The sequence below is a fragment of the Cytobacillus firmus genome, from assembly GCF_023715565.1.
GTDB lineage: Bacteria > Bacillota > Bacilli > Bacillales > Cytobacillaceae > Cytobacillus > Cytobacillus firmus_C.
Map to the genome: position 1 here is coordinate 1 of NZ_JAMBOJ010000045.1, position 23,167 is coordinate 23,167.

Genomic DNA, 23,167 nt, shown 5'->3' on the forward strand with positions numbered 1-23,167 from the left:
GCAAAAAGAGCAATCAAACATGCAAATAGCAGCTGGAAACTTGCGAATAACAAAGAACATGCAAATAGGAGCCGGAAATTTGCAAATAGATCGATCAACCTGCAAATAGTCGTTGGAAACCCGCAAAAAGAGCAATCAAATTTACAAATAACTGCTGGAAACTTGCGAATAAACAAAGAGTTTGCAAATGGCAGCCGGCAACTTGCAAATAGACAATTAAATTTGCAAATAGTCGTTGGAAACCTGCAAAAAGAGCAATCAAATTTACAAATAACTGCTGGAACCTAGCAAATAAACAAAGAGTTTGCAAATAGAAGCCGGCAACTTGCAAATAGAACAAGCAAACATGCAAATAGTCAGTGGAAACCTGCAAAAAGAGCAATCAAACATGCAAATAGCAGCTGGAAACTTGCGAATAACAAAGAACATGCAAATAGGAGCCGGAAATTTGCAAATAGATCGATCAACCTGCAAATAGTCGTTGGAAACCCGCAAACAGAGCAATCAAATTTACAAATAACTGCTGGAAACTTGCGAATAAACAAAGAGTTTGCAAATGGCAGCCGGAAACTTGCAAATAGACAATTAAATTTGCAAATAGACTATCAAATATAGTCTAAATAAAAGCAAAACCGAGCTGCAACTCAGCTCGGTTATTTCAAATTGCAGGACAAGTAACCTGTCCCATGTCCCGGGATTAATTAAATCGTTCCGCGATCTACCTGTTCATACAATATCCCCATATTACCCTTCACTTTTTTAGAAACCTCACACAATGCCTCAATCGCTTCAGCTTTGTGGTTTCCTAATTGATACACCACATCATCAAACAGCATTTCCATTTCTCTTAAAATAGCGATGGATGCAAGGTTGTAGAGGTGGACGTTATAGTAGCCGCTATTGTTGAATAGGGCGGTTTCAACATAAGGTCTAAAATTTCTTAAAAGTGTAGGGTATTCCACTATTAATCGGTCTAACCCTTTTCGGATGCCTTCAATCGTGCCGGCAAACTCATCCAAAGGCGCCAGCGCGTTGTTGACACGGTTTCTGATTTTATCATCAAAGTCTGTAAACAAACCGAATAACTTGCCGGGGATTGTGTAGTCCAATGCAAATTTGGTTGCTCCTTTGATAGTGCCTGAAAGGAGCTCCAATGCAGTTTCAATGTTCAAGGTGATTACCCATGCCTTATGCAATATAGGCATGAGAAGTGCCTGTGTTGATGCAGTGAATGCAGAATAAGCCGTGTCCATCTGGAAGTCCTTAATCTTCATCCGCAGCTCCATATAAGGGGAATCTTCCAGCTTATACGTATTCGTTCCCTGTACGGATATGGAATGGGAATGGGTGGATTTGTTCTTAATCGACTGTCCGAGGGAAAGGTCCTTGTCGTGGAAATTAGCCGCAACGTCCTGGACTTGTTTCTGGTATTCACTAATATGAGTTAGCAGCTTATCCCTGTTATTGTTTACGATTCCATAATGGGCTTTTAGCTCACTGACTACGGCATCATACCAGAACTCTTTACCGCCCTCAAACAATTCAGGGATTTTATTTGAAATAATCCGGATCAGGCTTTTGGAAAGATCCTGAACATCTCCTTTCAAATCATATAAAAAGCTGCGAACTTCATTAAATATACTTTCTACACTTACGTTCGTACGGAAAATATGTTCAAGCAGCTCGGCAGGTGGAGAGTTCAGTATTGAATTCAATGATTTTGCATGGCTTTCCGCCACATTTAACAAAGAAATCAAATGATCGATTTCCGCTGTTAATCGATTGCTGATGGAGGTGATCCCCATAAACAGAGGCTCACTGATCAGGTTTTCAAACATCTCCTCGAAAATCTTCTGCAGTCGGCTTAGCCGCTCATAATATCGGCTAGCTTCATCTTCTACAATGGCAACCGAATTGCCCAGATATTCGTGAGCAAGGTTTAATCTTTCCATCACATGGCTTTGAAGGGAAGAAGCAAGGAGATCCAGATTCTCCTTGTTAATCTCAATGCGTTCTGAGTGGCCACCATAAAGAGGTACTCCTGTCCAGATGCTGGATACGATATGGGCGTCAGCATCGATATAGATTTTGCCATAGCCTGGCTTGCCAACTTCACCAATGACGTAGTACTGCGTGCCATCTTCATTTCTTAAATAGCCTGTATGATTTGTCGCAAGCTTTGAAAATTCAGGAATGCCATTAAAAATTTCATACTGCTTGCCAGGAATCCTGTCATGCAGATTTAATGCGATCAAGGTTTGCGTCAGCACATCGTAGCTGCTGAAGTAGTTTGTAATGTTGTCGTAGGTTTTATCAGGGTCCATCATTCCCTCGGGAAGGAGAGCTGGGTTAAGTGTAACGGCTTTAACCTCTGGATTTTCAGTGGCGACAGCACTTACCAGACCGCCTCCAAGTGAATTTCCTGCAATCGATTGGACACCGCCATATTCTTTATATTTTTCGTTCATTTCATTAAAATAATTTCTTGCTTCAGCTAGCTGTGCAGGTGTAAGGTCACTTAAAAGCTGTGCATCCGTCAGAATATCCATTTTTCCATATTTACCGCTTGCATCTGTTCCTACATAGATGATGGATATTTCTTTTGTCTTTAAATTTATAACTGTCAGCGCATCAAGCCCGGTTGGATCTTCATAGTGCTCGTGGCGAACCCGATATTTTATTCCATTTACCTTTAGAACTTCCCCTTTTTGGGGATAAGTATAGGCATAGTAGCCAGCTAGCTCAACCAAATCTTTATCATTGTTTATGGAGGTATTTGGTGAACCATTAAGTGTATTCATTTATTCACCTGCTTTATTCTTTAATAATATCTTCCAGTAAATCCAGTGAATTATCTCCCATACCACTGGAGCTTTGCTTATCAATAAAATTATCATTTAAGACAAAACTATATGAACCTCTAGGGATTGAAGTCATTTCTTCAAGGTCTTTTATGATTTGATCAAATAACTTTTTATCTGGACTTGCATTTTTATCGGCCATAAATAATTGAATATTAATGAAAAGGTTTTCAGCCGAGAATGAATTATCCTTAAAAGCCTTCCTGAGGTTTTCTGCACTTTCAGCAGGATTTTTCATGAAAAGGTCATATACAGGTTGGATAGCTGTCTCATCGGCAATTGAAATAAAATAATACGGGGTTGAGAAACCCTTGCCACCAACATTTTGAATGGACTCCTTCGTTCTGCCAGTTATTTGACCTTCTGCGGTAAGTGAATCAAAGTAGTTATCGAGTTGATTGAATTCTTCTTTGAAGATCATGCTATATAAACCGCCTTTAATGGCATTCTCCACCTGGAATTCGTCCGCCCATATCTTTTCCGTCATCACTTTCTTTTCGAGTTCATCTATTGGCACCACAGCATAGGTGTAGAAATGCGGTTCACCTTTTGATTCTACAAACACAGTGGCCCCGTCCTTTGCACCAACCACATTATGCACAGTTACGTCTGTCTTATAATTCTCTTTGAAAAAGCTGATGGCAGCTTCCTCGATCTGAGTAAGGTTTTTATCAGCAATTTCATCTGTCACTCTTCCATATGGCAGTGCATAGCCTTCACCAGTATAATCCTGAACGCTAATCTTAGTTTCTTCAGAATGGGCTACCTGTGTTTCTTTTGACTTTTCAGTGTCTTCATTGTTATTTGTGCTATTCATACCAGAACATCCTCCAAGCATTAATGATATTCCAACACTGCAGAGTAAAATTTTTGTTTTCTTGTGCATTATTTACATGTCCTCCCTAAAGGAATGTGCCATTCAAAGTTATAACCCTTATTTTAGCGGATAGAGTTATATTTTTACAGTTTAAACGTGGAAAATTACACTTTTTAGGTAAAAATAGGAATAAAGTCAGATCGGTGTAAGTGAGAAAATAGATAAATAGTTACAGTCCCATGCCTGTAATAGATAATGGGGGAGTCTTGAGAATATTGACCTCTTTACTCCGTAATTATGTAATCAGGGAAACCGCGTTTTAAAGAATTATCTTTCGCGCCTTCTGCACTCTGCTTATCGATGAAATTATCATTGAGAGAGAAGCTGTAAGTGCCATTGGGTATTGAGTTCATCTCTTCCAGCCCTGCCGTAATATGATTAAAAATCTCTTCACTTGGTTTTGCCTGCTTGTCAGCCATGAATAACTGAATGTTAATTTTGATGTTTTCAGGATTAAATGAGTCCTCATCTTAGACCTTCCTTAAATTCTCTGTATTTTCATCAAGGTGATATATATAAAGGTCTGGTTTAATGGCCTCTTCTTTACTTGTTAACGCAATAAAATAATAAGGAGTCATATATCCATGCCCGCCCACATTCTGAAGGGCTGCCTTTGTTTTTCCGGTCACTTAGCCTTCTGCTGCCAGAGCCTCAAGATAGTCATCCAGCTGCTTAAACTCTTCACTAAAAATCATGTGATATAATCCGCCTTTAATGGCATTCTCCACCTGGAATTCGTCCGCCCATATCTTTCCCGTCCATACTTTCTTTGCCAGTTCATCTATTGGCACTACAGCGTAGGTGTAAAAATGTGGTTCACCTTTTGACTATACAAACACAGTGGCCCCATCCTTAGCACCAACTACATTATGCACAGTTACATCTGTCTTTTATTTCTCTTTGAAAAACCTGATTGTGGCATCCCTTATCACATCAAGATTCTTATCAGCGATTCATTTGTCACACTTCCATAGGGAAGTGCATAGTCTTCACCCGTATAATCCAAAACGCAAATCTGGGAAGACTCTCTTTCTTTTTTGCTTTCCTGACCAATACACCCTCCAAGCAGCAATGACATCCCGGCATTGAAGAGTAAGATTCTTAGTTTGTTTTGCATTGGTTCAAAGTTCCCCTAAAAATCGGAGTCTATCTTATTGTAACGGGTAGAGTTATATTTTTACAGTTTTAATTGTGTAAAATTACTCCTTTTGGTAAAAAATAGATAGAAAGTCAGTGAGAGGTTTGGGGATTTAGATACATAAGGGGAAATCTAGTAGTTAAAATCAGAACTAGGGTCAGCTTCTGACACAAAAAGGAAAACCTCGTGGGTTAGCGTCAGAACTAGGGTCAGCTTCTGACACAAAAAGGAAAACCTCGAGGGTTAGTGTCAGAACTAGGGTTAACTTCTGACACAAAAAGGAAAACCTCGAGGGTTAGTGTCAGAACTAGGGTCAACTTTTGACACAAAAGGAAAACCTCGTGGGTTAGCGTCAGAACTAGGGTGAACTTATGACACAAAAACAAAAATCCAGTAGTTAGAGTCCGAATCGGGCAGTTATAGTAAATAATATTAATTAAATAAGAAAGCGGGAATGGATCAAACATTTGATTGAATTTTGAAGGGAAAGCAGGGCCTTAAAATAGGAAACTGAGCTGCCGCTCAGCTCAGTTTTCCAAAGGAATTTTACACTTTTTAGGTATGTTGTCGTGAGGAAGGTTAGTGGAATTTGTTTTGAATTTTACAAAAATAGTTGTAATCGTTTTCTTCATGTTGTATAGTCAGGTTATAGAAAAACCGAAACGTTTTGGGAGATGTCTTAGTGACTACAATTAAGGATATTGCAAAAAAGGCAGGAGTATCTGTTACGACTGTTTCAAGGGCGTTAAATGGATACTCGGATGTTAGTGAAAGTACCCGAAAGAAGATTGCTCAAGTAGCAAAGGAATTGAATTATAGCCCTAATTCGCTTGCAAGAAGTCTAGTTATGAAAAAATCACAGACTATTGGGCTGCTGGTGTCAGGTTTTACAAAGGAAAGCGTGAAGGATAATTTTATGGTTGAGGTTCTTGCCGGTGTTAATGAGTATGTATCCGGATCAAGTTATGACCTTATCTTATTCAATACCAATTCCTCTAAACAGCGGGAAAAGACGTATACTCAGCTTTGCCGCGAACGAAGAGTGGATGGTGTGATTATTCAGGGAATCCGCACTGATGATCCGTATTTAAAGGAAGTGGTAGATAGCGATATTCCTTGTGTATTGATTGATATTCCGCTTGAATCAGATTATGTAAGCCATGTAACGACAGACAATGTGCTGGGCGCAGAAAAAGCGGTGAAGCATCTTATCGGTCTTGGCCATGAGAAGATTGGCATGATTAATGGCCATGAATTTGCCTTTGTCAGCCGTGAAAGATTGAAGGGATATCATAGGGCCCTCGATAAAGCAGGCATTAGCTTTAATCCCGAATATATAACAGATGGCGAGTTCACAGAAGAGAGAGGAAAGGAATCAGCACTTCAATTGCTGAACGATCATCCTGAAATCACCGCTCTATTTTGTGCAAGTGACTTAATGGCTATCGGCGCAATGGCAGCGGCGAAGGAGCTTAATCTAAAGGTGCCGGAGGAGCTCTCCATCATAGGATACGATGATATTTTATTAGCCTCATATGTTAGTCCGACGCTGACGACGATTGCACAGAATAAATTCGGGCTGGGATATGAAGCAGCGAGATTACTGATTGGTCTGCTTCAAAACGAGACAGACACACATCGTCTGGTTATGAAAACAGAGTTAAAGGAACGGCAAAGTACAGCAGAAGTGAAAAAATAAATGTTGGCCGACCGAGCTGAACAGCAAGGACAGCCAACTTTATCTTCAGTGTAAATCCGAAACGTTTTGGTGATTTTTTTACCGGAAAAACCGAAACGTTTCGGTGAACGAACTGTTATGAAAAATGAAGGTGCAGGAGGGGCAAAATGAATTACAGAGTGATCAAAGAGAACAACTTATTCTTATTAACGGATGAACAGGGTGATATCACGGCAAATCACAGCTACGGCCTAGGTTTATACAAGAATGATACTCGTTTTCTCAGTAAGTTTAACGTCCGGATCAACAATGAAAAACCGATTCTTCTTCACTCGGATGGATCTGAAAACTATATGTCTTCCATCCTCTCAACAAATCCGCACCAGGAAAAGGATGGAGAATTGATTCTTTGGAGGGAATCGATTGAAATTGAGAGAAAGCGATTTATCCATGATGACGTGTTATATGAAACTGTTACAGCTAAGAACTACTTCCCAAAACCGGTGACGTTTGATTTAAACATAGAAGCTGATGTGGATTTTAATGATATGTTTATCGTCCGCGGTTTCCAGACAGGGGATATAGGAAAAAGAACAGGCCAGACAGCGGATCAAAATTCTCTGACATTCCGTTATGACGGGGCAGATGGTATCAAGAGAGCAACGCGTATCCAATGGGATACACCTCTTGTACCTAAAGAAGTAAAAGAAGGCGGCGAAATTACCTTTACTCTTACCCTTCAGCACCAGGAATCCGAATCAATTATTTTTATGGTTATCCCGCTTGAAAATAGAGAAACGCGAACAGATCTTTTACCTGTAAATGAAGCTCTCGAAGAGCTCAAATCTTCATATAAGAACTGGTCTGCAGGGCTTGCATCAGTTGAAACAGATTTCGAGCCGCTTCAAAGGCTAGTGGATAGAGGTTTATCGGATTTGCGGGTGCTATTGACAGACATGGGCTACGGAAATTTCCCGGTAGCTGGACTGCCGTGGTTCGGGGTTCCGTTCGGCAGGGACAGTCTGATTGCGGCCCTTCAGATGATTGCATTCCAGCCTGAAGTGGCAAAAGGAACATTATTTACAATGGCAAGCAGGCAAGGGACTAAAGTCGATCCCTGGAGAGACGAGCAGCCGGGGAAAATTATGCATGAAATCCGTTTTGGGGAGCTGGCGAATACGAATCAGATTCCATTCACTCCTTACTATGGAACGATTGATGCTACACCACTATTCCTTGTTCTATTAACAGAGTATGTGAAGTGGACTGGTGATTTTGAGACATTCCACCAGCTCGAAGAAAACGTCAATCGTGCGCTGGAGTGGATTGATCAGTATGGAGATCGGGATGGTGATTTGTTTGTGGAATACCATCAAGAATCCTCAAAGGGCATTGCCAATCAAGGCTGGAAGGATTCCGGGGATTCCATTGTTCATCGAAATGGGGATTATGCTGAAACACCAATAGCGCTTTCCGAGGTACAGGGATATGTTTATCAGGCAAAGCAGGGGATTGCCTCTATATATAGCAAGCTTGGTAATAAAGAGGAAGCTTCCAGACTCAAAACGGAGGCAGCAAAATTGCAGGAAGCTTTTGAAAACGAATTTTGGATGTCAGATCAGGAGTTTTATGCCATTGCTCTTGATGGCGGAAAAAAACAGGTAGGAACGATTACATCTAACCCAGGCCATGTCCTGTATTCTGAAATGCTCGCAGAAGATCGTGCAGAGAAAGTAAGCAGCACACTGACGAGTGAGAAAATGTTTTCAGGATTTGGAATTCGCACGATGGGTGAAGGAGAAGCAGGATATAATCCAATGAGCTACCATGATGGCAGTATTTGGCCGCATGATAACAGCATGATTTTACTGGGAATGAGCAAACTTGGATTCTCTGAAGATGCTAAAAAAGTAATGACTGGCCTGATACAGGCTTCCCGGTATTTTGAGTACGATCGCCTCCCTGAACTGTTCTGCGGCTATAGTGCCGAAGTCGGGAAGGCTGTTAAATACCCGGTTGCATGTTCACCGCAGGCCTGGGCAGCAGGTACGCCGCTTGTATTTATCCAATCACTTCTGGGTCTATTCCCGGACAGTTTAAAAAGGGAAATTCAGCTGAGCCCCATGCTGCTGGATGAAATGAATACATTGACGGTCACTAACATCAAAATTGGGGAAGGCATCCTTTCTGTCTCCGTTAAGAGACAGAGAGAAGAAATACAGACATCCATATTAGAAAATACAACGGGCTTTGAAATCGTAAAGCAGGCGAAGGTAACTCAATAAATTCTTTTTACAAAAAATCAATGGGAAATGAGAGGGGTTACGAAGGATGAAGAAAAAATGGTTGGCTGGGTTAGGCATTACGACAATGTTAATGGGGTCCCTTCTTGCTGGATGCAGCGGGTCAGATGAAGCGAACTCAGAAGGCTCTGGCGGATCTGAAGGAGAAAAGGTTCAAATAACGCTTGCGGGATGGGGCGGCAACCCATCTGAGCAAAAACTGCTGAAACAGACCATTGCCGACTTCGAAGAGAAATTTCCAAACATTGATGTAAAGCATGAAGTGATTTCAGAGCAGTATATGGATGTCCTGAAAACACGCCTGATTGGCGGAGAAGGTCCGGATGTGTTCTACCTGGACGCACTTGAAGCGCCAGCATTGATTGAAACAGGCGTCGTCGAGCCATTAGACGAATATGTCACAGACGACTTTGATGTTGAAGATTTTGAGAAGCCGATGCTTGAAGCTTTCAAGGTGGATGGAAAGACATACGGTTTTCCAAAGGATTACTCTACTCTAGCTCTTTTCTATAATAAAAAAATGTTTGAAGAAGCTGGTGTAGAGGTTCCAAAAACTTGGGATGAGCTGCGCGAAGTGTCAAAAGCCCTCACAAAGGATGGTGTTTACGGATTTGGTGTTGCACCTGAGCTTGCCCGGCTTTATCATATCGCCCGGGCCTCCGGCGGCGATGTGGTGAAGGATGGCAAGGCAAATTTTGCCTCACCTGAGATCGTGGAAGCACTAAAGCCAATCGTTGATCAGCATCTTGAAGACAAAACCTCTGCACAGGCATCAGAAGTAGGCGCAAACTGGGGCGGCGAAATGTTTGGCCAGCAGAAAGCGGCAATGGTCATTGAAGGGAACTGGGCCATTCCGTTCTTAGAGGATACATTTCCTGATGTGGAGTACGGTACAGCTGAGCTTCCTGCCGTTAATGGCGAAAAGGGGACCATGGCTTATGCGGTTGGATATGTCATGAATGCAGCATCTGAGAAGAAGGAAGCTTCATGGAAGCTGATCTCCTATCTGACTGGCAAAGAAGGAATGGAAACGTGGACTTCTAAAGGCTTTGCACTTCCTACACGCAAATCGGTTGCAGAGAAGCTAGGCTATGATAAAGATCCATTACGAGGCGCGCTTGTTGCTGGAGCACCTTATGCCACTGTATGGCAGGAAGGTGCGAACCTTCCGATTATCATGAATAATTTTAATAACCAATTCATTGCTGCTTTCCTTGGAGATCGTCCGCTGGATGACGCATTGAAGGAAGCGCAGAAGCAAGCAAATAGTGAAATCCAATAAAGCACATACCCAAATGAAATGTACCTGGCCCATTTATGGTGTCAGGTACATTCATAATGGGATGCTGCAGCCTTTCTTTTCGGATCTGTGCCAATACCGGCCGTTAAGGAAAGGATTATCCAAACAGATAGAAGGTAGGAATACTCATGAACAAACGATCTTCTAAGAAAAAATTAAAAGATGCCGGGCAAGGATATTTGTTTATGTCTCCAACACTATTTGTGTTAGCCCTATTTATCATTGGGCCAATTCTTTATGCTATTTTCCTATCATTTAACAAAGTTCAGCTTCTTGGCGAAACCAGTTTTGAATTTGTGGCGTTTGAAAACTTTGCCAGAATTATGGAAGACAACAGGGCTCTTATTGCACTAAAAAATACGGCGAAATATGTGCTGATTGTTGTGCCATGCCAGACGATTTTAGCTCTGATTTTGGCGGCAACGCTAAATGCCGGCTTGAAAGGGGAGAAGTTCTTCCGGATTGTTTACTTTTTGCCGACGTTAACTTCTTCTGCCGTTTTAACATTAATTTTCATGTGGATGTATAACAAAGAAGGTCTGATCAACAACCTTCTGGAAATGATCGGACTTCCCGGGTATAACTTTTTAGGCGATCCTGATATCGCATTAAATGCAATCATGCTGATGAATATTTGGGCGACGGCGCCATTCTTTATGGTGATTTATCTCGCAGCTCTTCAGGATATTCCCGATTCCTTATATGAAGCAGCAGAGCTTGATGGGGCCAATGCCCTTCAGAAGTTCTTTTATGTTACGGTTCCGTTCCTTCGTCCGGTTACCTCATTTGTTGTCATAATGGGGTTAATTGGAACCTTCCAGCTGTTTGATCAATCGTATATCTTCTCCGGCGGATCTGGAGGGCCAAATAACTCAACCCTGACAGTCGTTCTATTAATCTATCAATATGCATTCAAGTCGCTCGGAACAATGGGGTATGCAGCTGCACTAGCTTTCGCACTGGCCATCATTATCCTGATTGCCACCCTGATCCAGCGTAAATTTTCGAAGGAAGAATCACTTTATTAAGGGGGACGGACATGAATTCCAGGAAAAAATCATTCGGCAAGAGCCTTCTTTATGTCATTCTTGTTCTATACGCTGTCACCACACTCGTTCCGTTCTTGTGGGCCCTGTCATCTTCATTTAAGACATTAGAAGAAATCATTAGCGGGACCATGAACTTTATTCCGAAAAACTTCACTCTCGCAAACTATCAGCAAATATTTGTGGAGCAGGATTTGTTCCCCCGCTGGCTTTTGAATTCCCTTATCATCGCGGTAATCGGGACACTTCTAAATATCATTTTTAACTCAATGGCAGGCTATGCCCTTGCAAGACTGTCTTTTCCCGGTAAAAAGGCCCTGTTTATCATTATTCTGGCCGTGTTAATGATCCCGGCGCAAGTGACCATGATTCCTAACTATTTAATCCTGAAAGAATTGGGCTGGCTGAACTCTTATCAGGGAATGATCGTTCCGTCGATGATTAATGCGACCTTTATCTTCATGATGAGGCAATTCTTTATCAATTTCCCGAAAGAATTGGAGGAAGCTGCACAGCTTGATGGGCTCAGCCGCCTGGGGATCTTTTTCAAGATAGTGCTGCCTCTTGCCAAACCGGCTCTGGCTGCCCAGGCAATCTTTGTCTTCATGGGCTTCTGGAATGACTTTATGAGACCGCTGATCGTCATGACTGATACAGAAATGTATACTCTTCCTTTGGGGCTGAATACATTTAAAGGACAGTTTGTCAGCTATTGGAACTATATTATGGCAGCGTCCATGGTCTTTACGCTTCCAGTCCTGCTTCTATATGCATTCTTTAATCGCTTCTTTATCAAAGGAATCTCGTTTACTGGCGGGAAGTGATCATGGAAATAGCTGTGCTGGAACAGGAGTAAGAATTCCTGTTACATAGCGGGGATATTAAAATACTGGATTGATCATCGTTACAAAGATATTCACATTAGGAAGAAAGTTTGTAATAGCCATCTGCCTAATGTGAGTATCCCGCGGTAGTCCATCTTAAGAGGGCACTTGTAAATATTTTATGAGCACCTTTTGAAAAGCCATATTCGAATGGCTGTGATAATCTTTGCCTAAAATATCGCCCCCCTTTTAGATACAAAAGGGGGGCGATATTTTAGGATGCAGATTATTAAGAAGAGCACCCAACATACAAAATATATGAAGGTTTACTTCATAAATCCGGTGAGCCACAGGCTGATGTCTGGAATATAGGTAACCAGGAGCAGTACGGCTATCATGGTAACCAGCAATATTCGAACTCCTTTTATGACTTCCTCGATCTTTAGTTTGGCTACACCTGAGGCTACAAATAAGTTAACTCCAACAGGCGGAGTGATAAATCCGATTGCAAGGTTAAAGATCATAATCAAGCCAAAGTGCACGGGATCCACTCCTACTGCTATGGCCATAGGCAGTAAGATTGGTGTGAGGATAACGATTGCTGCCAAGGCCTCCATGACTAGTCCGACAAGCAATAGCAAGGCATTGAGGAGGAGGAGAATGACCCATTTGTTGTCACTGATCGACAAGACAAAATTGGCTACTGTTTCTGCTACTTTTTCCAAGGTAATCAAGCGGCCGAATATACTGGCCATGACAATTAGCAGAATGATAACAGCAGAGGTGATCCCGGCCTTTGCAAGATTGTGATAAAGGCCTTTTAAGTTCATATCTTTATACACAAACATGCCTATGATAATTCCGTATGCAGCGGCAACAGCCGCAGCTTCTGTCGGAGTCATGAATCCTCCATAAATTCCCCCTAAAATAAAGATGGGAACCAGAAGGGCAAGTTTTGCATCCCATGCGGCAGCGAGTGTGTTCTTGAGGCTGAAGCTTGTTTTATCACTCTGCCATCCATTCTTTTTAGATATGAAGAATGTAACAATGATTAGCGCAAACCCGGTTAGAATTCCTGGAAAGATCCCTGCAATAAATAACTTGGAGATTGACTCCTGAGAAACGACTCCATAAATGACAAGCGGGTTGCTTGGAGGGATAATGACCCCAATGGTCCCGGCTGCTGCGACAACTGCAGTTGCAAACCCCGGTGAGTATCCCTGTTTTATCATGGCCGGAATTAATAAAGTGCCAATCGCCGCTACGGTTGCTGGCCCGGATCCGCTTATGGCAGAAAAGAACATACTTGTGACAATAGCAACCAGTGCCAATCCGCCGGGAAGAAACCCTAATAATTCATCGGAGAGCTTTAGTAATTTCTTTATGATATTCCCGCCGCCCATTATAATTCCGGCAGCGATGAAAAAAGGAACAGCCATAATTGGGAAATTGTCAATGCTGGTGAATGCTGTCTGCGGGAAAAAATCAATCGGGATTGCATTGGTTGCAAGGACGGTAGTTAAGGTGCTGATTCCTAAAGCAAAGGCAATCGGCATCCCGATCACAATAAATAATACAAAGTATCCAAATAATAATAGAGTGATGCTGGATTCCTGCATAAATAGAACAGGAAGGATCATGAACAAGGCGATCGCCGCACCGATGATTCCGTCCCTGATTTCCATATCCTTTGCGTCATGAAGAAGGTTTTGGATTAGACGGAAAGCGATTAACAGAAAGCCTATTGGCACAGCGCTATATGGAATGGCCATCGGGATGGAAAGGGCTGGAGTTGTTTGCGCTGTTTCAAATTGAAATGATATCAGGTTAAACCCATTTGTTACCATCATGTAACTGAAATGAAGCATAAAGATCGAATTGGCCAGCTGAATCGACTTTTGCAGTCCGGCTGGAAAAAGTTCAACAACAGCAGTCACCTGGATAGAATCCCTTTTTTTAATTGCAAGACTGGCACCCAGGAATGATACAAAAATGAATAAATACCGGGAAGTTTCCTCTGTCCAGGTTGTTATGTTTGCAATTTCAATGAAAGGAAGTACATAGCGGTTGATAACCTGAAGATTGATTAATAAGATAAACAGCAAAAAGCCTGTGACAATTAATATCTCTTCAAAACGCGCATCAATGAATTTGATTAATTTGATAAACCGGCTATTGCTGTGCAGGATTGGCGGCGGCTGCTTCTCCGTACTGTTCACAGTCGGTAAACTTTGATTCATAACTTCAACTCCTTATCCCATAATAGGGGGATTGCCAGTTGCAAAATAACGGTCATTTAAAGATTTCTTCTTTTGTTTTTCCAAGAGTCTTTAAAATGGTTTCCACATACTCTGGGTCTGCAGCACCTTCTGTCACAAATTTATCCCATACATTTTGAACAGATTGTTTCCAAATCTTCATTTCCTCGGGAGAAGGTTCATAGATTTCGATGCCATAATCAAGGAACTGCTGCCTTGCTTCATCTTCTCTTTCATTCGCTAGATCACGCTGCCAAATGGTCGCTTCCTTTCCGGCTTCCATAATAATATTCTGGTGCTGTTCAGACAGCCCATCAAATAACTCCTTATTCATTACGACAATATCAGAGCTGTAGTTGTAATTAACCTCTGTCGCGTATTTTAGAACTTCCTGATGCTTAGAATCCCATAATAAAGAGTAGCTGTTTCCTTCACCTTCAACAGTGCCTTGCTGCAATGCGGTGAAAACTTCTGACCAGGCAACAGGTGTCGGGCTTGCTCCAAATTCCTTGAAATCAGCTTGTTCTATTTTGGAGTTGGTTGTCCGTATTTTTAGTCCTTCCAAATCCTCAGGAAGAATGATGGGCTTGACATTATTCACAACCTGCCGAAATCCATAATCGGGAAAGAATATGACCTTAAATCCGGAGTGCTCCAGCTCTTCACGGATAATTTCACCCGGTTTCCCATCTACTGCTTTATATACTTCTTCCTTGTTTTCAAAAATATAAGGAAGATCCCATGCTGTAAAATAGTTTGTAAAACTAGTCATATTTGGCGTCGATGAGCTGGCCATCTCAAGGCTGCCTCGCTGGGCGCTTTCAATCACTTCTCTGTCACTGCCAAGGAGGGAGTCATGGAAGGTTTCAACTTCTAATTCTCCGTTTGACTTTTCTTTAACCAGTTCAGCGAACTTATCGATTCCTTTAGATACAGGATGGTTTCCGGCTTTCGATTGAGCTAGCCTTAAAGTGATTGCGCCCTGCTGCTCAGCCCTTGCCTCAGGATTTAATGCATTTTTCCCTATTAAAACGAACCCCAATAAAATCAAAGCAGCCAGGGCGACAATAATAGAGTGCTGTTTCGCCTTCATTCAATCACTCCCTATGGTAATGCTTACAATTCAAGGTTTATAAATAATTTATTGAATATTCAGATAAAATAAAGTGAAACATGGTCGAAATGGGAGGAGATATAGTCCTGGCCCATTTCGATCATGTATTTATTTAAGCATTTCTGATTACCAATTTCTATAGTCAAGGTGTGCATATTTTGGCAATAGACGGGTTGGCATTTTCAATGCATCCTTCCTGAATGGTGGAGCAAGCTGGGTACCGTCGACCTGAATATCAAGAACAGTCGGCTTATTTGATTGGATGGCCTTCTGGATGGCCGGCCCAACATCCTCTGGACGCTCAACCCGTACACCTACAGCTCCCATTGACATGGCCACTTCTGCAAAATCAGGGTTTTGGATATCTGCACCAACAAAACGATTGTTATAAAAATCAACCTGGTTTTTCTTTTCTGCGCACCATGCTCCATTATTAAAGACACATGCCACGACGGGAATGTTCTCCTCCACCGCTGTACTTACCTCATGTAAACTCATTCCCCAAGCGCCATCTCCGACTATAGCTACTACGGGACAATCCGGGTTAGCCAGTTTTGCGCCTAATGCCGTAGGATAAGCGAACCCAGTATTTCCGAAGGTAAGGGCAGCTATATGTTTTCTAGGTTTATTAAATTTCAAATAAGCATTTGCGGTTGAGGAAACATTGCCAATGTCAGTTGAAACAATAGTATTTTCCGGAAGCACCTTGGTTAGCTCCAATAGTGCCCGGCGCGGGTTAATTGGCGAGCCTTCAACCATGGCGAGGTCGACAAGTTCCTTTTCCCATTGCTGCTTTAGTTCTGCTGCTTCTGCTAATCTTTGCTTATTCTTGCTAGCATTTGGAGCCAGATTCTTAATCCGCTTTAAAAGCTCATTGCTTGCTTCGCGAGCATCGCCGATAATGCCTACTTCAATAGGATGAGTTCTGGCTAAATTTCTTGGGTTAATATCAATCTGGATGATTTTAGCATTCTTTGGGAAGTAGTCAATATCATAGCAAGGAAGTGTTCCAAAAACGGATAATCTAGTCCCGATTGCCAGAACAACATCGGCTTTTTTGAGTGTGTGCATAGCAGCCTTTGAACCCATATAGCCAATCGGCCCGACTGCAAGAGGATGATCAGCAGGGAATGCATCATTGTGCATATAGGATACAGCTGCCGGGATGGTCAAGTGCTCAGCGATGGCCTTTACCTCTTCAATGCCATCTGAATCTACTGTGCCTCTTCCGGATATAATGACTGGATATTCTGCATTTGCCAATAATTCAGCCGCTTTATCCAGTGATTCAGCGGAGCCGCAGCCGCGGGCATCGACACGGTATTGATGCGGTTCCAAAATATAATCTTCAATTTCACCGTAGAAATAGTCGCGTGGAATATCAAATAATACAGGTCCACGTTCTGCATAGGCAATTCTGAATGCCGTCCGGAGACAATCTGCTACCCGGCTTGGGTGAGTAACCCGGACTGTTTCTTTGGTAACTGCTTTGAAAACCGAAACTTGATCACACTCCTGAAAGCCATCCCAGCCGACTGTTGGAGTACCAGCAGAAGGAGAGATGACGACCATAGGAGTATGAGCTTGATTGGCAGCTGCAACGGATGTCACCATATTGGTGATTCCCGGTCCATTTTGGCCAATCACTACTCCTGCTTTTCCTGACACCCGGCAGTATCCATCTTCCATATGTGCTGCACTTTGTTCATGCCGCACACCGATGAATCTGATGCCTGCAGCCGGCAATAGGTCTAACATATCCATGAAAGCAGATCCTAAAATACCTGAAATGTGTGTAATACCTTCTTTAACCAATGTTTCAACAATCGCTTCACTTGGTGTCATTTTTAGTTTTGTATTAATCACCTTTTTAGTTTCAACTTTTGACATTTGTATTCCTCCCAAATTGATTTAGTATATTTATAATTTGCCAGGTACCGAAATTAATAGGGCATTACTTGATAAAATCAGCTGTACACATAAGATAATTTGTTGGCCAACTTCTCGAATATCTTTATCAGATCATCATAAGAAGGGACTTTTCGATTGGTCAAAATCCCGTTCCCTGACAAGGCATCTCTAGACAAAGCAGAAATTTCCTTTTTCAAATCTTCGAGATTGATAAACTTTTGGCCATCAGTCCATATATTAAATTTAGTATTGTACTCATAAATCAGGCGGATAGATTGTTCCGCTAATTCTTGTTGGCTTAATGAAGGGGAAGCCCCCAGAGCAATAGCCACTTCAGCATAGCGCTGCTCTGCAGAGTCCATACTGAACTCCATTACAAATGGAAGCAGCAGAGCTACACTCAGGCCATGCGGGATATGGAACCGGGCTCCCAGTGACCTTCCCGCCGCATGAGCCAAATTTGTTGATGCATTGGAGAAGGCAATTCCCGCATAGCAGCTTGCTATACTCATATTTTCTCTTTCGTCGAGGTTTTCTCCGTTTTCATAAATAATAGGGAGTGATTTTCCAATCATTCGTATGGCTTCTAATGCAAAAAAGTCTGTCATTCTTGTAGCCCTTGTCGAAACATACGCTTCTATTGCATGTGTTAAAGCATCAAGTCCGGTATAGGCTGTAAATGCCTGTGGCAAGCTCAAAGTTAATTCTGGATCGAGGATAGCAGCGTCAGGAATTAAATCCTTGTGGCCTGGATTCATTTTTAGGTTTGAGTCCGTATTCGTAATGACCATAACCTTTGTAGCCTCTGAACCAGTGCCAGCTGTTGTTGGGACTAACAGGAGCGGAAAGCGGTCCAGAATCGGTTTATTTACAATTTCTGACCAGCTAAGATCCTGGCTTTTTCCAAATAGGGATGCGGCTTTTGATAAATCCATCGCACTTCCGCCGCCAATCCCAACGACGCAATCTGCTTTAAAATCCTTCATGATTTCCAGGGCGGCACTTACATGTTCAGTTGTCGGTTCGCCTGAAAAGGAACTAAAGATAGCGCTTTCAATATTCGCCTTCTTTAATATGCCTCTTACCTTTTCATCAAGACTAACTGGTGCTCGTGCTAAAAATGAATCCATCAGCACAAAAACCCTGCTTCCGCCAGTGGAAAGGACAAATTCAGGCAGCTGATTTATACTCCCTCTTCCTGCATGAATGAGGGATGGAAGATCAAGTCTTGCCATATGTATGTCCATATACATCACTCCTTTTCAAGTTACTCGCTAATATTATTTGCAATATTCATGCCAAACTGAATATTCTTCAAAATTAAGTGTTTTTATATTGTATAATGAAAAGGGTGGTGTCAATTTGTAACCATAGTGGTGTTAAAAGGACAACTGTTTATAAGGAGGGAGTACTGTTGAGTTCAGCCGATATGCATAGCGAAGATAGACAATTGCTCGACGAGCTGGAAAAATTGCGGATAATCAATGAAAACCTCAAGTCTATTATCCATTTTTCTTCTGATGGTTTATTCGTTGTCGATCGGAAGGGGATTGTATTAGAAGCAAATAAATCCTATGAGGACATGACTGGTATAGTGAGAGAAGAGGTTGTGGGAAAGAACATCAAGGATCTGGTTTTGAATGAATACTTTGATCGTTCAGCTGCATTAATGGCAATGGAATCTAAAAAGAAAACAACTATCATTCAATTGATTAAGAAACAAAAGTATTTTGTGGTCACTGCTAATCCTATTTTGGACAAGGACCAGGAAGTAAAAATGATTGTAACTAGCGTGAGGGATGTAACCTATCTGCATCACCTGCAAAAACAATTACGACAAGCTCAGCAGCTGAATGAAAGTCATGCCGATAAACTCACAGCAAGCAATGAGGAAGAGCAAGCAGCTTCTTTAATATATGCCAGTCCACCTATGCAGAAGCTCTATGAAAAAATTAAGCAGGTAGCTCCTTTTCCTACAAATATATTAATAACCGGGCCGTCGGGCACCGGCAAAGAAGTACTGGCGAGCATGATACATCAATTGAGCTCTTCAGATAAAAAAACATTTATTAAGGTAAACTGTGGTGCCATACCGGCTGAATTATTCGAATCGGAAATGTTCGGCTATGCAAGCGGCTCTTTTACTGGGGCGCGGAGAGAAGGAAAGCCTGGCTTTTTTGAGCAAGCCAATAATGGAACGATCTTGCTGGATGAGATCGGAGATATTCCGTTGCCGCTGCAAGTCAAATTATTGCGCGTATTACAGGAAAAGACGGTAACGCGTATTGGGGATACAAAGCCCAGAGAGCTTTCTTTCCGATTGATCTGTTCTACTAACCAGGACCTGAGACAGCTTGTATTGGAGAAAAAGTTCCGTCAGGATTTATGGTATAGAATCAATGTCATTCATCTTGATATTCCTCCTTTAAGTGAACGGAGGGAAGATATTTCTCCTCTGGTTGAACACTTTTTAAGTGAATTTTGCCGCAAATACAAAATTCAAAAACAAATACAGCCGGAAGTGGTTGAAATTTTAACCAAATACGCCTGGCCGGGAAATGTCCGGGAGCTTCTAAATGTGATGGAGTTTTTAATCGTGTCGACTACTTCATTATTCATTACACCTAACGATCTGCCAGAAAATATTAAGGAGAATTGGGATTTTGCCCATCCTTTTAATACAGTTGAAAATGAAGCCAATTTAACACAGAGAGAACAAGAGCCTAAGAACTTGAAGGAATCCCTGGACGAGTACGAAAGAAACAAAATTATCACTGCATTGGAAAATTCCAAAAGCATTCGGTCAGCTGCTGCTCAGCTGGGTGTCAACCATGCAAATTTGATAAGGAAAATGAAACGTTTGGGGATTAATAAAGCCGATATGACAGGAGCGCAGAATTAGGAATTTATTAGGCCGCGAAATACCCAGCTATTTATATAGCTGGGTATTTCGCGGCTTTTTAATGCAAAATTTTGCTTGATCATTAAAAGTTTACTTTGAATTTTCTAACAACATGTGTATAATGCATTTAAGGAATTGAAACGGAAAATGTCCGAAATAACATCAACAAGGGGGATCTTTATGGACAGCAGCTTTTTAAAGGAAATAACTCCTCAGCTGATCAAATGGCGCCGCACTTTGCATGCTTTGCCTGAACTGGGGTTTATGGAGTATATCACTACGTACCGGATCGGAAAAGAACTGGAAAAGATGGGTTTCAAACTTTATATAGGGAAAGACGCCCTTGAAGAGCATTCCCGTATGGGGCTCCCGGCACAAGCTGAACTTGAAGCACAAGAAAAAAAGGCGAGGGAATGGGGAGTTGAAGAGTCCTGGCTCGCTCAAATGCGAGGCGGCAATACAGGACTTGTGGCAGTCTGGGATACTGGCAGAACAGGGGATCATGTTGGATTTCGCTTTGATATTGACGCCCTGCCGATACACGAATCTTCAGATCCTGCCCATCGTCCAGCTCAATATGATTTTGTCTCAAAAGAAGAGAATGTGATGCATTCGTGCGGCCATGACGGACATACTGCCATCGGCCTTGGGGTAGCTCAGTATATCTCTTCCCATAGTAATTATCTTAAGGGCCGTTTTACTCTTTTGTTTCAGCCGGCTGAAGAAGGTGGACGGGGCGCTCGGGCGATGACGGACAAAGGATGGCTTGATGATGTTGATTATTTTTATTCAGGTCACATTGGCATTAAGTCCCTTCCTGTAGGTACGATTGCAGCCTCGACGCCAGGGTTTCTCGCGTCAACCAAATACAATGCTCATTTTAAAGGAGCTTCCTCACATGCCGGCATCAACCCCGAGCTTGGGAAAAATGCGTTATTGGCTGCGACAACGGCGGCTAACAACCTTTATGCTATTCCGCGCCATCATGATGGCGTCACCAGAGTAAATGTAGGAAGGCTTACTGCAGGGAGCGGCCGGAATATCATCCCGGGAGACAGCTATATGGAAATAGAAGTGCGGGGTGAGACACCTGAGATTGCTCAGTATATGGCCGAAAAAGCAACACGGATCATTCAGGCAGCGGCAGATATGCATGATGTGTCCTGCACAATCGAAGCAGTTGGAGTTACAGAAGTGGTTGTCTGTGATGAAGAGATGATTCCGAAAATTACTAAATGGTGTGCAACAAGCGAGCTTGTGAAAGAAGTGCTGCCTTCTGTCCCTGTCTCCGGATCGGAAGATGTCAGCTTTATGATGAACCGGGTTCAGAAGCATGGCGGCAAAGCAACGTTTATGCTGTTTGGAACAAAGCTTGAGTATCCACACCATCATCCTCAATTCGATTTTGAGGAAGAAGCCTTACTGGTTGCGGCCGATGCTTATATTCACATCATAAATGGCGGTTCGTCCATTTAGAACTAAGGGAGGAAATCATGAACTTTGCAAAACTATTTTTGTCTGAAAACAAAGAGTCGTTTGAAAAAATAAGTGAGTATATCTTTCATCATCCGGAAACTAGATTTGAAGAGTATGCATCTGCAGAATTCCTGGCATCTGAATGCGAAAAAGCGGGATTCCAGGTGGAACGGAATGTTGGAAATATTAAAACCGCCTTTGTAGCTTCTTACGGATCCGGAGCACCTGTTATTGGGTTTCTTGGTGAATTTGATGCTCTGTCGGGACTGGGGCAAGTGCCAAACAAAACTTCGTACGAGCCAACCGAGCTGAATGTCGGTCATGGGTGCGGGCATAACCTGCTGGGGACAGGAGCTTTTGCAGCAGCCTGTGCAGCAAAAAAATATTTAGAGGAAAACAATATACCTGGGACTGTTAAGTTCTTTGGCTGTCCTGGCGAAGAGGGCGGCTCCGGGAAAACCTTCATGGTCCGCGAAGGAGTATTTGAAGGGGTAGATGCTGCCCTAACATGGCATCCTTCTCCAGGGAACAGCATCATGAGTTTATCCAGTCTTGCAAACTATCAGGTTTATTTCCGTTTTAAAGGCTTGTCCTCACATGCGGCGAACTCGCCTCACCTTGGAAGGAGTGCCCTTGATGCGGTTGAGCTCATGAACGTAGGGGTGAATTACCTTCGCGAGCATGTAGTGCCGGGGAAGCCAGAGTGCATTATGCTATCACAAACACAGGAGGCATCTCGCCAAATGTTGTCCAGGCAGACGCTGAAGTCCTTTACCTCATCCGGGCGCCAAAGGTTCAGCAGGTGGAAGAAATCTACAAACGGGTTTGCAAAATCGCGGAGGGGGCAGCTCTGATGACAGAAACAGAGCTTACCATTGAGTTTGACAAGGCATGCTCCAACTATATTCCAAACCGCAGTCTTGAAAAAGTACTCTATCAAAGCCTTCAGGAAGCAGGCATTGAAAAACCAAACCAAGAGGAAAAGGCCTTTGCCGAAAAACTTTGGGCTACCCTATCAGATGGTGAGAAAGAAAGCTACTTAGATATTTTAAGAGGATTTGGCTACGTAGGGGACGGCAGTGAGTTTGAAGGAAAATACCTGGCGGAAACCATCTCTGCTTATGAACCTTCCAAAGAAGTCCTTGCCGGCTCTACTGATGTATCCGATGTAAGCTGGGTCGTCCCAACCGCACAGCTGACAGTCTCAACATCAGCATTGGGTACACCGCTGCATACATGGCAGATGACCACTCAGGGCATCAGCAGCTACGCTCATAAAGGAATGCTCCGGGCAGCAGAAGCAATGGCATTAACCGCTATTAAACTGCTGACTGACAAGGGGAAATTGGAAGCTATCAAAAAGGAATTCGAAAAGTTTAAGGAAGCTAACCCGTACACATGTCCAATTCCTGCAGAGGTTAAGCCTTCAACTTTACAGTAGGTTCCCATTTGGCAGGCGCGTGGTGAGTCCCAACTAGG

Annotated in this window: 18 protein-coding genes and 1 pseudogene; 9 read left to right on the plus strand and 10 right to left on the minus strand. The window is 42.6% G+C overall.

Annotation, left to right across the window (positions count from 1 at the left end):
- Positions 1-288, plus strand: a 288-nt coding sequence (locus M3205_RS17130; RefSeq protein ID WP_251171036.1) for a hypothetical protein, incomplete at its 5' end; no start/stop codon positions are given.
- A 413-nt stretch (positions 289-701) separates the two neighbouring features.
- Here the strand turns inward: M3205_RS17130 and M3205_RS17135 are convergent.
- The 6 genes from M3205_RS17135 to M3205_RS17160 all read right to left on the minus strand — a co-directional run bounded on the left by M3205_RS17135 (position 702) and on the right by M3205_RS17160 (position 4,855).
- On the minus strand, positions 702-2,801 hold the full coding sequence (locus M3205_RS17135; RefSeq protein ID WP_251171037.1) for an SA1320 family protein: 2,100 nt from the start codon (positions 2,799-2,801) through the stop codon (positions 702-704).
- Between the two features lie 13 nt (positions 2,802-2,814).
- The gene (locus tag M3205_RS17140) at positions 2,815-3,678 is read right to left on the minus strand and encodes a DUF1672 family protein (RefSeq protein ID WP_251171038.1); all 864 of its coding nucleotides are present in this window, start codon (positions 3,676-3,678) and stop codon (positions 2,815-2,817) included.
- A gap of 284 nt (positions 3,679-3,962) precedes the next feature.
- A complete protein-coding gene (locus M3205_RS17145; RefSeq protein ID WP_251171039.1) occupies positions 3,963-4,157 on the minus strand; it encodes a hypothetical protein in 195 nt (64 codons plus the stop codon).
- Positions 4,158-4,208: 51 nt separating this feature from the next.
- The gene (locus tag M3205_RS17150) at positions 4,209-4,367 is read right to left on the minus strand and encodes a hypothetical protein (RefSeq protein WP_251171040.1); all 159 of its coding nucleotides are present in this window, start codon (positions 4,365-4,367) and stop codon (positions 4,209-4,211) included.
- Complete coding sequence (locus M3205_RS17155; RefSeq protein ID WP_251171041.1) at positions 4,368-4,529, minus strand: hypothetical protein; 162 nt, start codon at positions 4,527-4,529, stop codon at positions 4,368-4,370.
- 137 nt (positions 4,530-4,666) lie between these two features.
- Positions 4,667-4,855: a hypothetical protein gene (locus M3205_RS17160; RefSeq protein ID WP_251171042.1), complete on the minus strand. Its 189-nt coding sequence runs from the start codon at positions 4,853-4,855 to the stop codon at positions 4,667-4,669.
- A gap of 703 nt (positions 4,856-5,558) precedes the next feature.
- On the opposite strand from M3205_RS17160, the gene M3205_RS17165 reads away from it, so the two are divergent.
- The 5 genes from M3205_RS17165 to M3205_RS17185 all read left to right on the plus strand — a co-directional run bounded on the left by M3205_RS17165 (position 5,559) and on the right by M3205_RS17185 (position 12,027).
- The gene (locus M3205_RS17165; RefSeq protein ID WP_251171043.1) at positions 5,559-6,575 is read left to right on the plus strand and encodes a LacI family DNA-binding transcriptional regulator; all 1,017 of its coding nucleotides are present in this window, start codon (positions 5,559-5,561) and stop codon (positions 6,573-6,575) included.
- A 146-nt stretch (positions 6,576-6,721) separates the two neighbouring features.
- Positions 6,722-8,839 carry an amylo-alpha-1,6-glucosidase gene (locus tag M3205_RS17170; RefSeq protein ID WP_251171044.1) on the plus strand — a complete coding sequence of 706 codons (2,118 nt, stop codon included), beginning with the start codon at positions 6,722-6,724 and terminating at the stop codon, positions 8,837-8,839.
- 46 nt (positions 8,840-8,885) lie between these two features.
- Complete coding sequence (locus tag M3205_RS17175) at positions 8,886-10,139, plus strand: ABC transporter substrate-binding protein (protein ID WP_251171045.1); 1,254 nt, start codon at positions 8,886-8,888, stop codon at positions 10,137-10,139.
- Between the two features lie 146 nt (positions 10,140-10,285).
- A complete protein-coding gene (locus tag M3205_RS17180) occupies positions 10,286-11,185 on the plus strand; it encodes a carbohydrate ABC transporter permease (RefSeq protein ID WP_251171046.1) in 900 nt (299 codons plus the stop codon).
- 11 nt (positions 11,186-11,196) lie between these two features.
- Positions 11,197-12,027, plus strand: coding sequence for a carbohydrate ABC transporter permease (locus tag M3205_RS17185; protein ID WP_251171047.1), 831 nt, complete (start codon positions 11,197-11,199; stop codon positions 12,025-12,027).
- A gap of 326 nt (positions 12,028-12,353) precedes the next feature.
- Here the strand turns inward: M3205_RS17185 and M3205_RS17190 are convergent, their stop codons facing one another.
- The 4 genes from M3205_RS17190 to M3205_RS17210 all read right to left on the minus strand — a co-directional run bounded on the left by M3205_RS17190 (position 12,354) and on the right by M3205_RS17210 (position 18,557).
- Positions 12,354-14,267: a TRAP transporter large permease gene (locus M3205_RS17190; protein ID WP_311315741.1), complete on the minus strand. Its 1,914-nt coding sequence runs from the start codon at positions 14,265-14,267 to the stop codon at positions 12,354-12,356.
- A gap of 52 nt (positions 14,268-14,319) precedes the next feature.
- Positions 14,320-15,378 (minus strand): TRAP transporter substrate-binding protein, encoded by a 1,059-nt coding sequence (locus M3205_RS17200; protein WP_251171048.1) that lies wholly within the window; start codon positions 15,376-15,378, stop codon positions 14,320-14,322.
- Positions 15,379-15,525: 147 nt separating this feature from the next.
- The gene (xsc, locus tag M3205_RS17205; protein ID WP_251171049.1) at positions 15,526-17,289 is read right to left on the minus strand and encodes a sulfoacetaldehyde acetyltransferase; all 1,764 of its coding nucleotides are present in this window, start codon (positions 17,287-17,289) and stop codon (positions 15,526-15,528) included.
- A gap of 77 nt (positions 17,290-17,366) precedes the next feature.
- The gene (locus tag M3205_RS17210) at positions 17,367-18,557 is read right to left on the minus strand and encodes an iron-containing alcohol dehydrogenase (protein WP_251171050.1); all 1,191 of its coding nucleotides are present in this window, start codon (positions 18,555-18,557) and stop codon (positions 17,367-17,369) included.
- A gap of 167 nt (positions 18,558-18,724) precedes the next feature.
- Between M3205_RS17210 and M3205_RS17215 the strand changes: the two genes are divergently transcribed.
- The 3 genes and pseudogenes from M3205_RS17215 to M3205_RS17225 all read left to right on the plus strand — a co-directional run bounded on the left by M3205_RS17215 (position 18,725) and on the right by M3205_RS17225 (position 23,129).
- Complete coding sequence (locus tag M3205_RS17215; protein ID WP_251171051.1) at positions 18,725-20,212, plus strand: sigma-54 interaction domain-containing protein; 1,488 nt, start codon at positions 18,725-18,727, stop codon at positions 20,210-20,212.
- 180 nt (positions 20,213-20,392) lie between these two features.
- Positions 20,393-21,688, plus strand: coding sequence for an amidohydrolase (locus M3205_RS17220; RefSeq protein ID WP_251171052.1), 1,296 nt, complete (start codon positions 20,393-20,395; stop codon positions 21,686-21,688).
- A gap of 17 nt (positions 21,689-21,705) precedes the next feature.
- A pseudogene (locus M3205_RS17225) lies at positions 21,706-23,129 on the plus strand (M20 family metallopeptidase).
- Positions 23,130-23,167 lie beyond the last annotated feature (38 nt).

What these genes read in the sequence shown, in the direction of transcription:
- M3205_RS17135 (WP_251171037.1), bottom strand. Translation starts at nt 2,801, where the DNA reads ATGAATACACTTAATGGTTCACCAAATACCTCCATAAACAATGATAAA.
- M3205_RS17180 (WP_251171046.1), top strand. Translation starts at nt 10,286, where the DNA reads ATGAACAAACGATCTTCTAAGAAAAAATTAAAAGATGCCGGGCAAGGA.
- xsc (WP_251171049.1), bottom strand. Translation starts at nt 17,289, where the DNA reads ATGTCAAAAGTTGAAACTAAAAAGGTGATTAATACAAAACTAAAAATG.
- M3205_RS17160 (WP_251171042.1), bottom strand. Translation starts at nt 4,855, where the DNA reads ATGCAAAACAAACTAAGAATCTTACTCTTCAATGCCGGGATGTCATTG.
- M3205_RS17140 (WP_251171038.1), bottom strand. Translation starts at nt 3,678, where the DNA reads ATGAATAGCACAAATAACAATGAAGACACTGAAAAGTCAAAAGAAACA.
- M3205_RS17220 (WP_251171052.1), top strand. Translation starts at nt 20,393, where the DNA reads ATGGACAGCAGCTTTTTAAAGGAAATAACTCCTCAGCTGATCAAATGG.
- M3205_RS17175 (WP_251171045.1), top strand. Translation starts at nt 8,886, where the DNA reads ATGAAGAAAAAATGGTTGGCTGGGTTAGGCATTACGACAATGTTAATG.
- M3205_RS17185 (WP_251171047.1), top strand. Translation starts at nt 11,197, where the DNA reads ATGAATTCCAGGAAAAAATCATTCGGCAAGAGCCTTCTTTATGTCATT.
- M3205_RS17145 (WP_251171039.1), bottom strand. Translation starts at nt 4,157, where the DNA reads ATGGCTGACAAGCAGGCAAAACCAAGTGAAGAGATTTTTAATCATATT.
- M3205_RS17210 (WP_251171050.1), bottom strand. Translation starts at nt 18,557, where the DNA reads ATGGACATACATATGGCAAGACTTGATCTTCCATCCCTCATTCATGCA.
- M3205_RS17190 (WP_311315741.1), bottom strand. Translation starts at nt 14,267, where the DNA reads ATGAATCAAAGTTTACCGACTGTGAACAGTACGGAGAAGCAGCCGCCG.
- M3205_RS17200 (WP_251171048.1), bottom strand. Translation starts at nt 15,378, where the DNA reads ATGAAGGCGAAACAGCACTCTATTATTGTCGCCCTGGCTGCTTTGATT.
- M3205_RS17170 (WP_251171044.1), top strand. Translation starts at nt 6,722, where the DNA reads ATGAATTACAGAGTGATCAAAGAGAACAACTTATTCTTATTAACGGAT.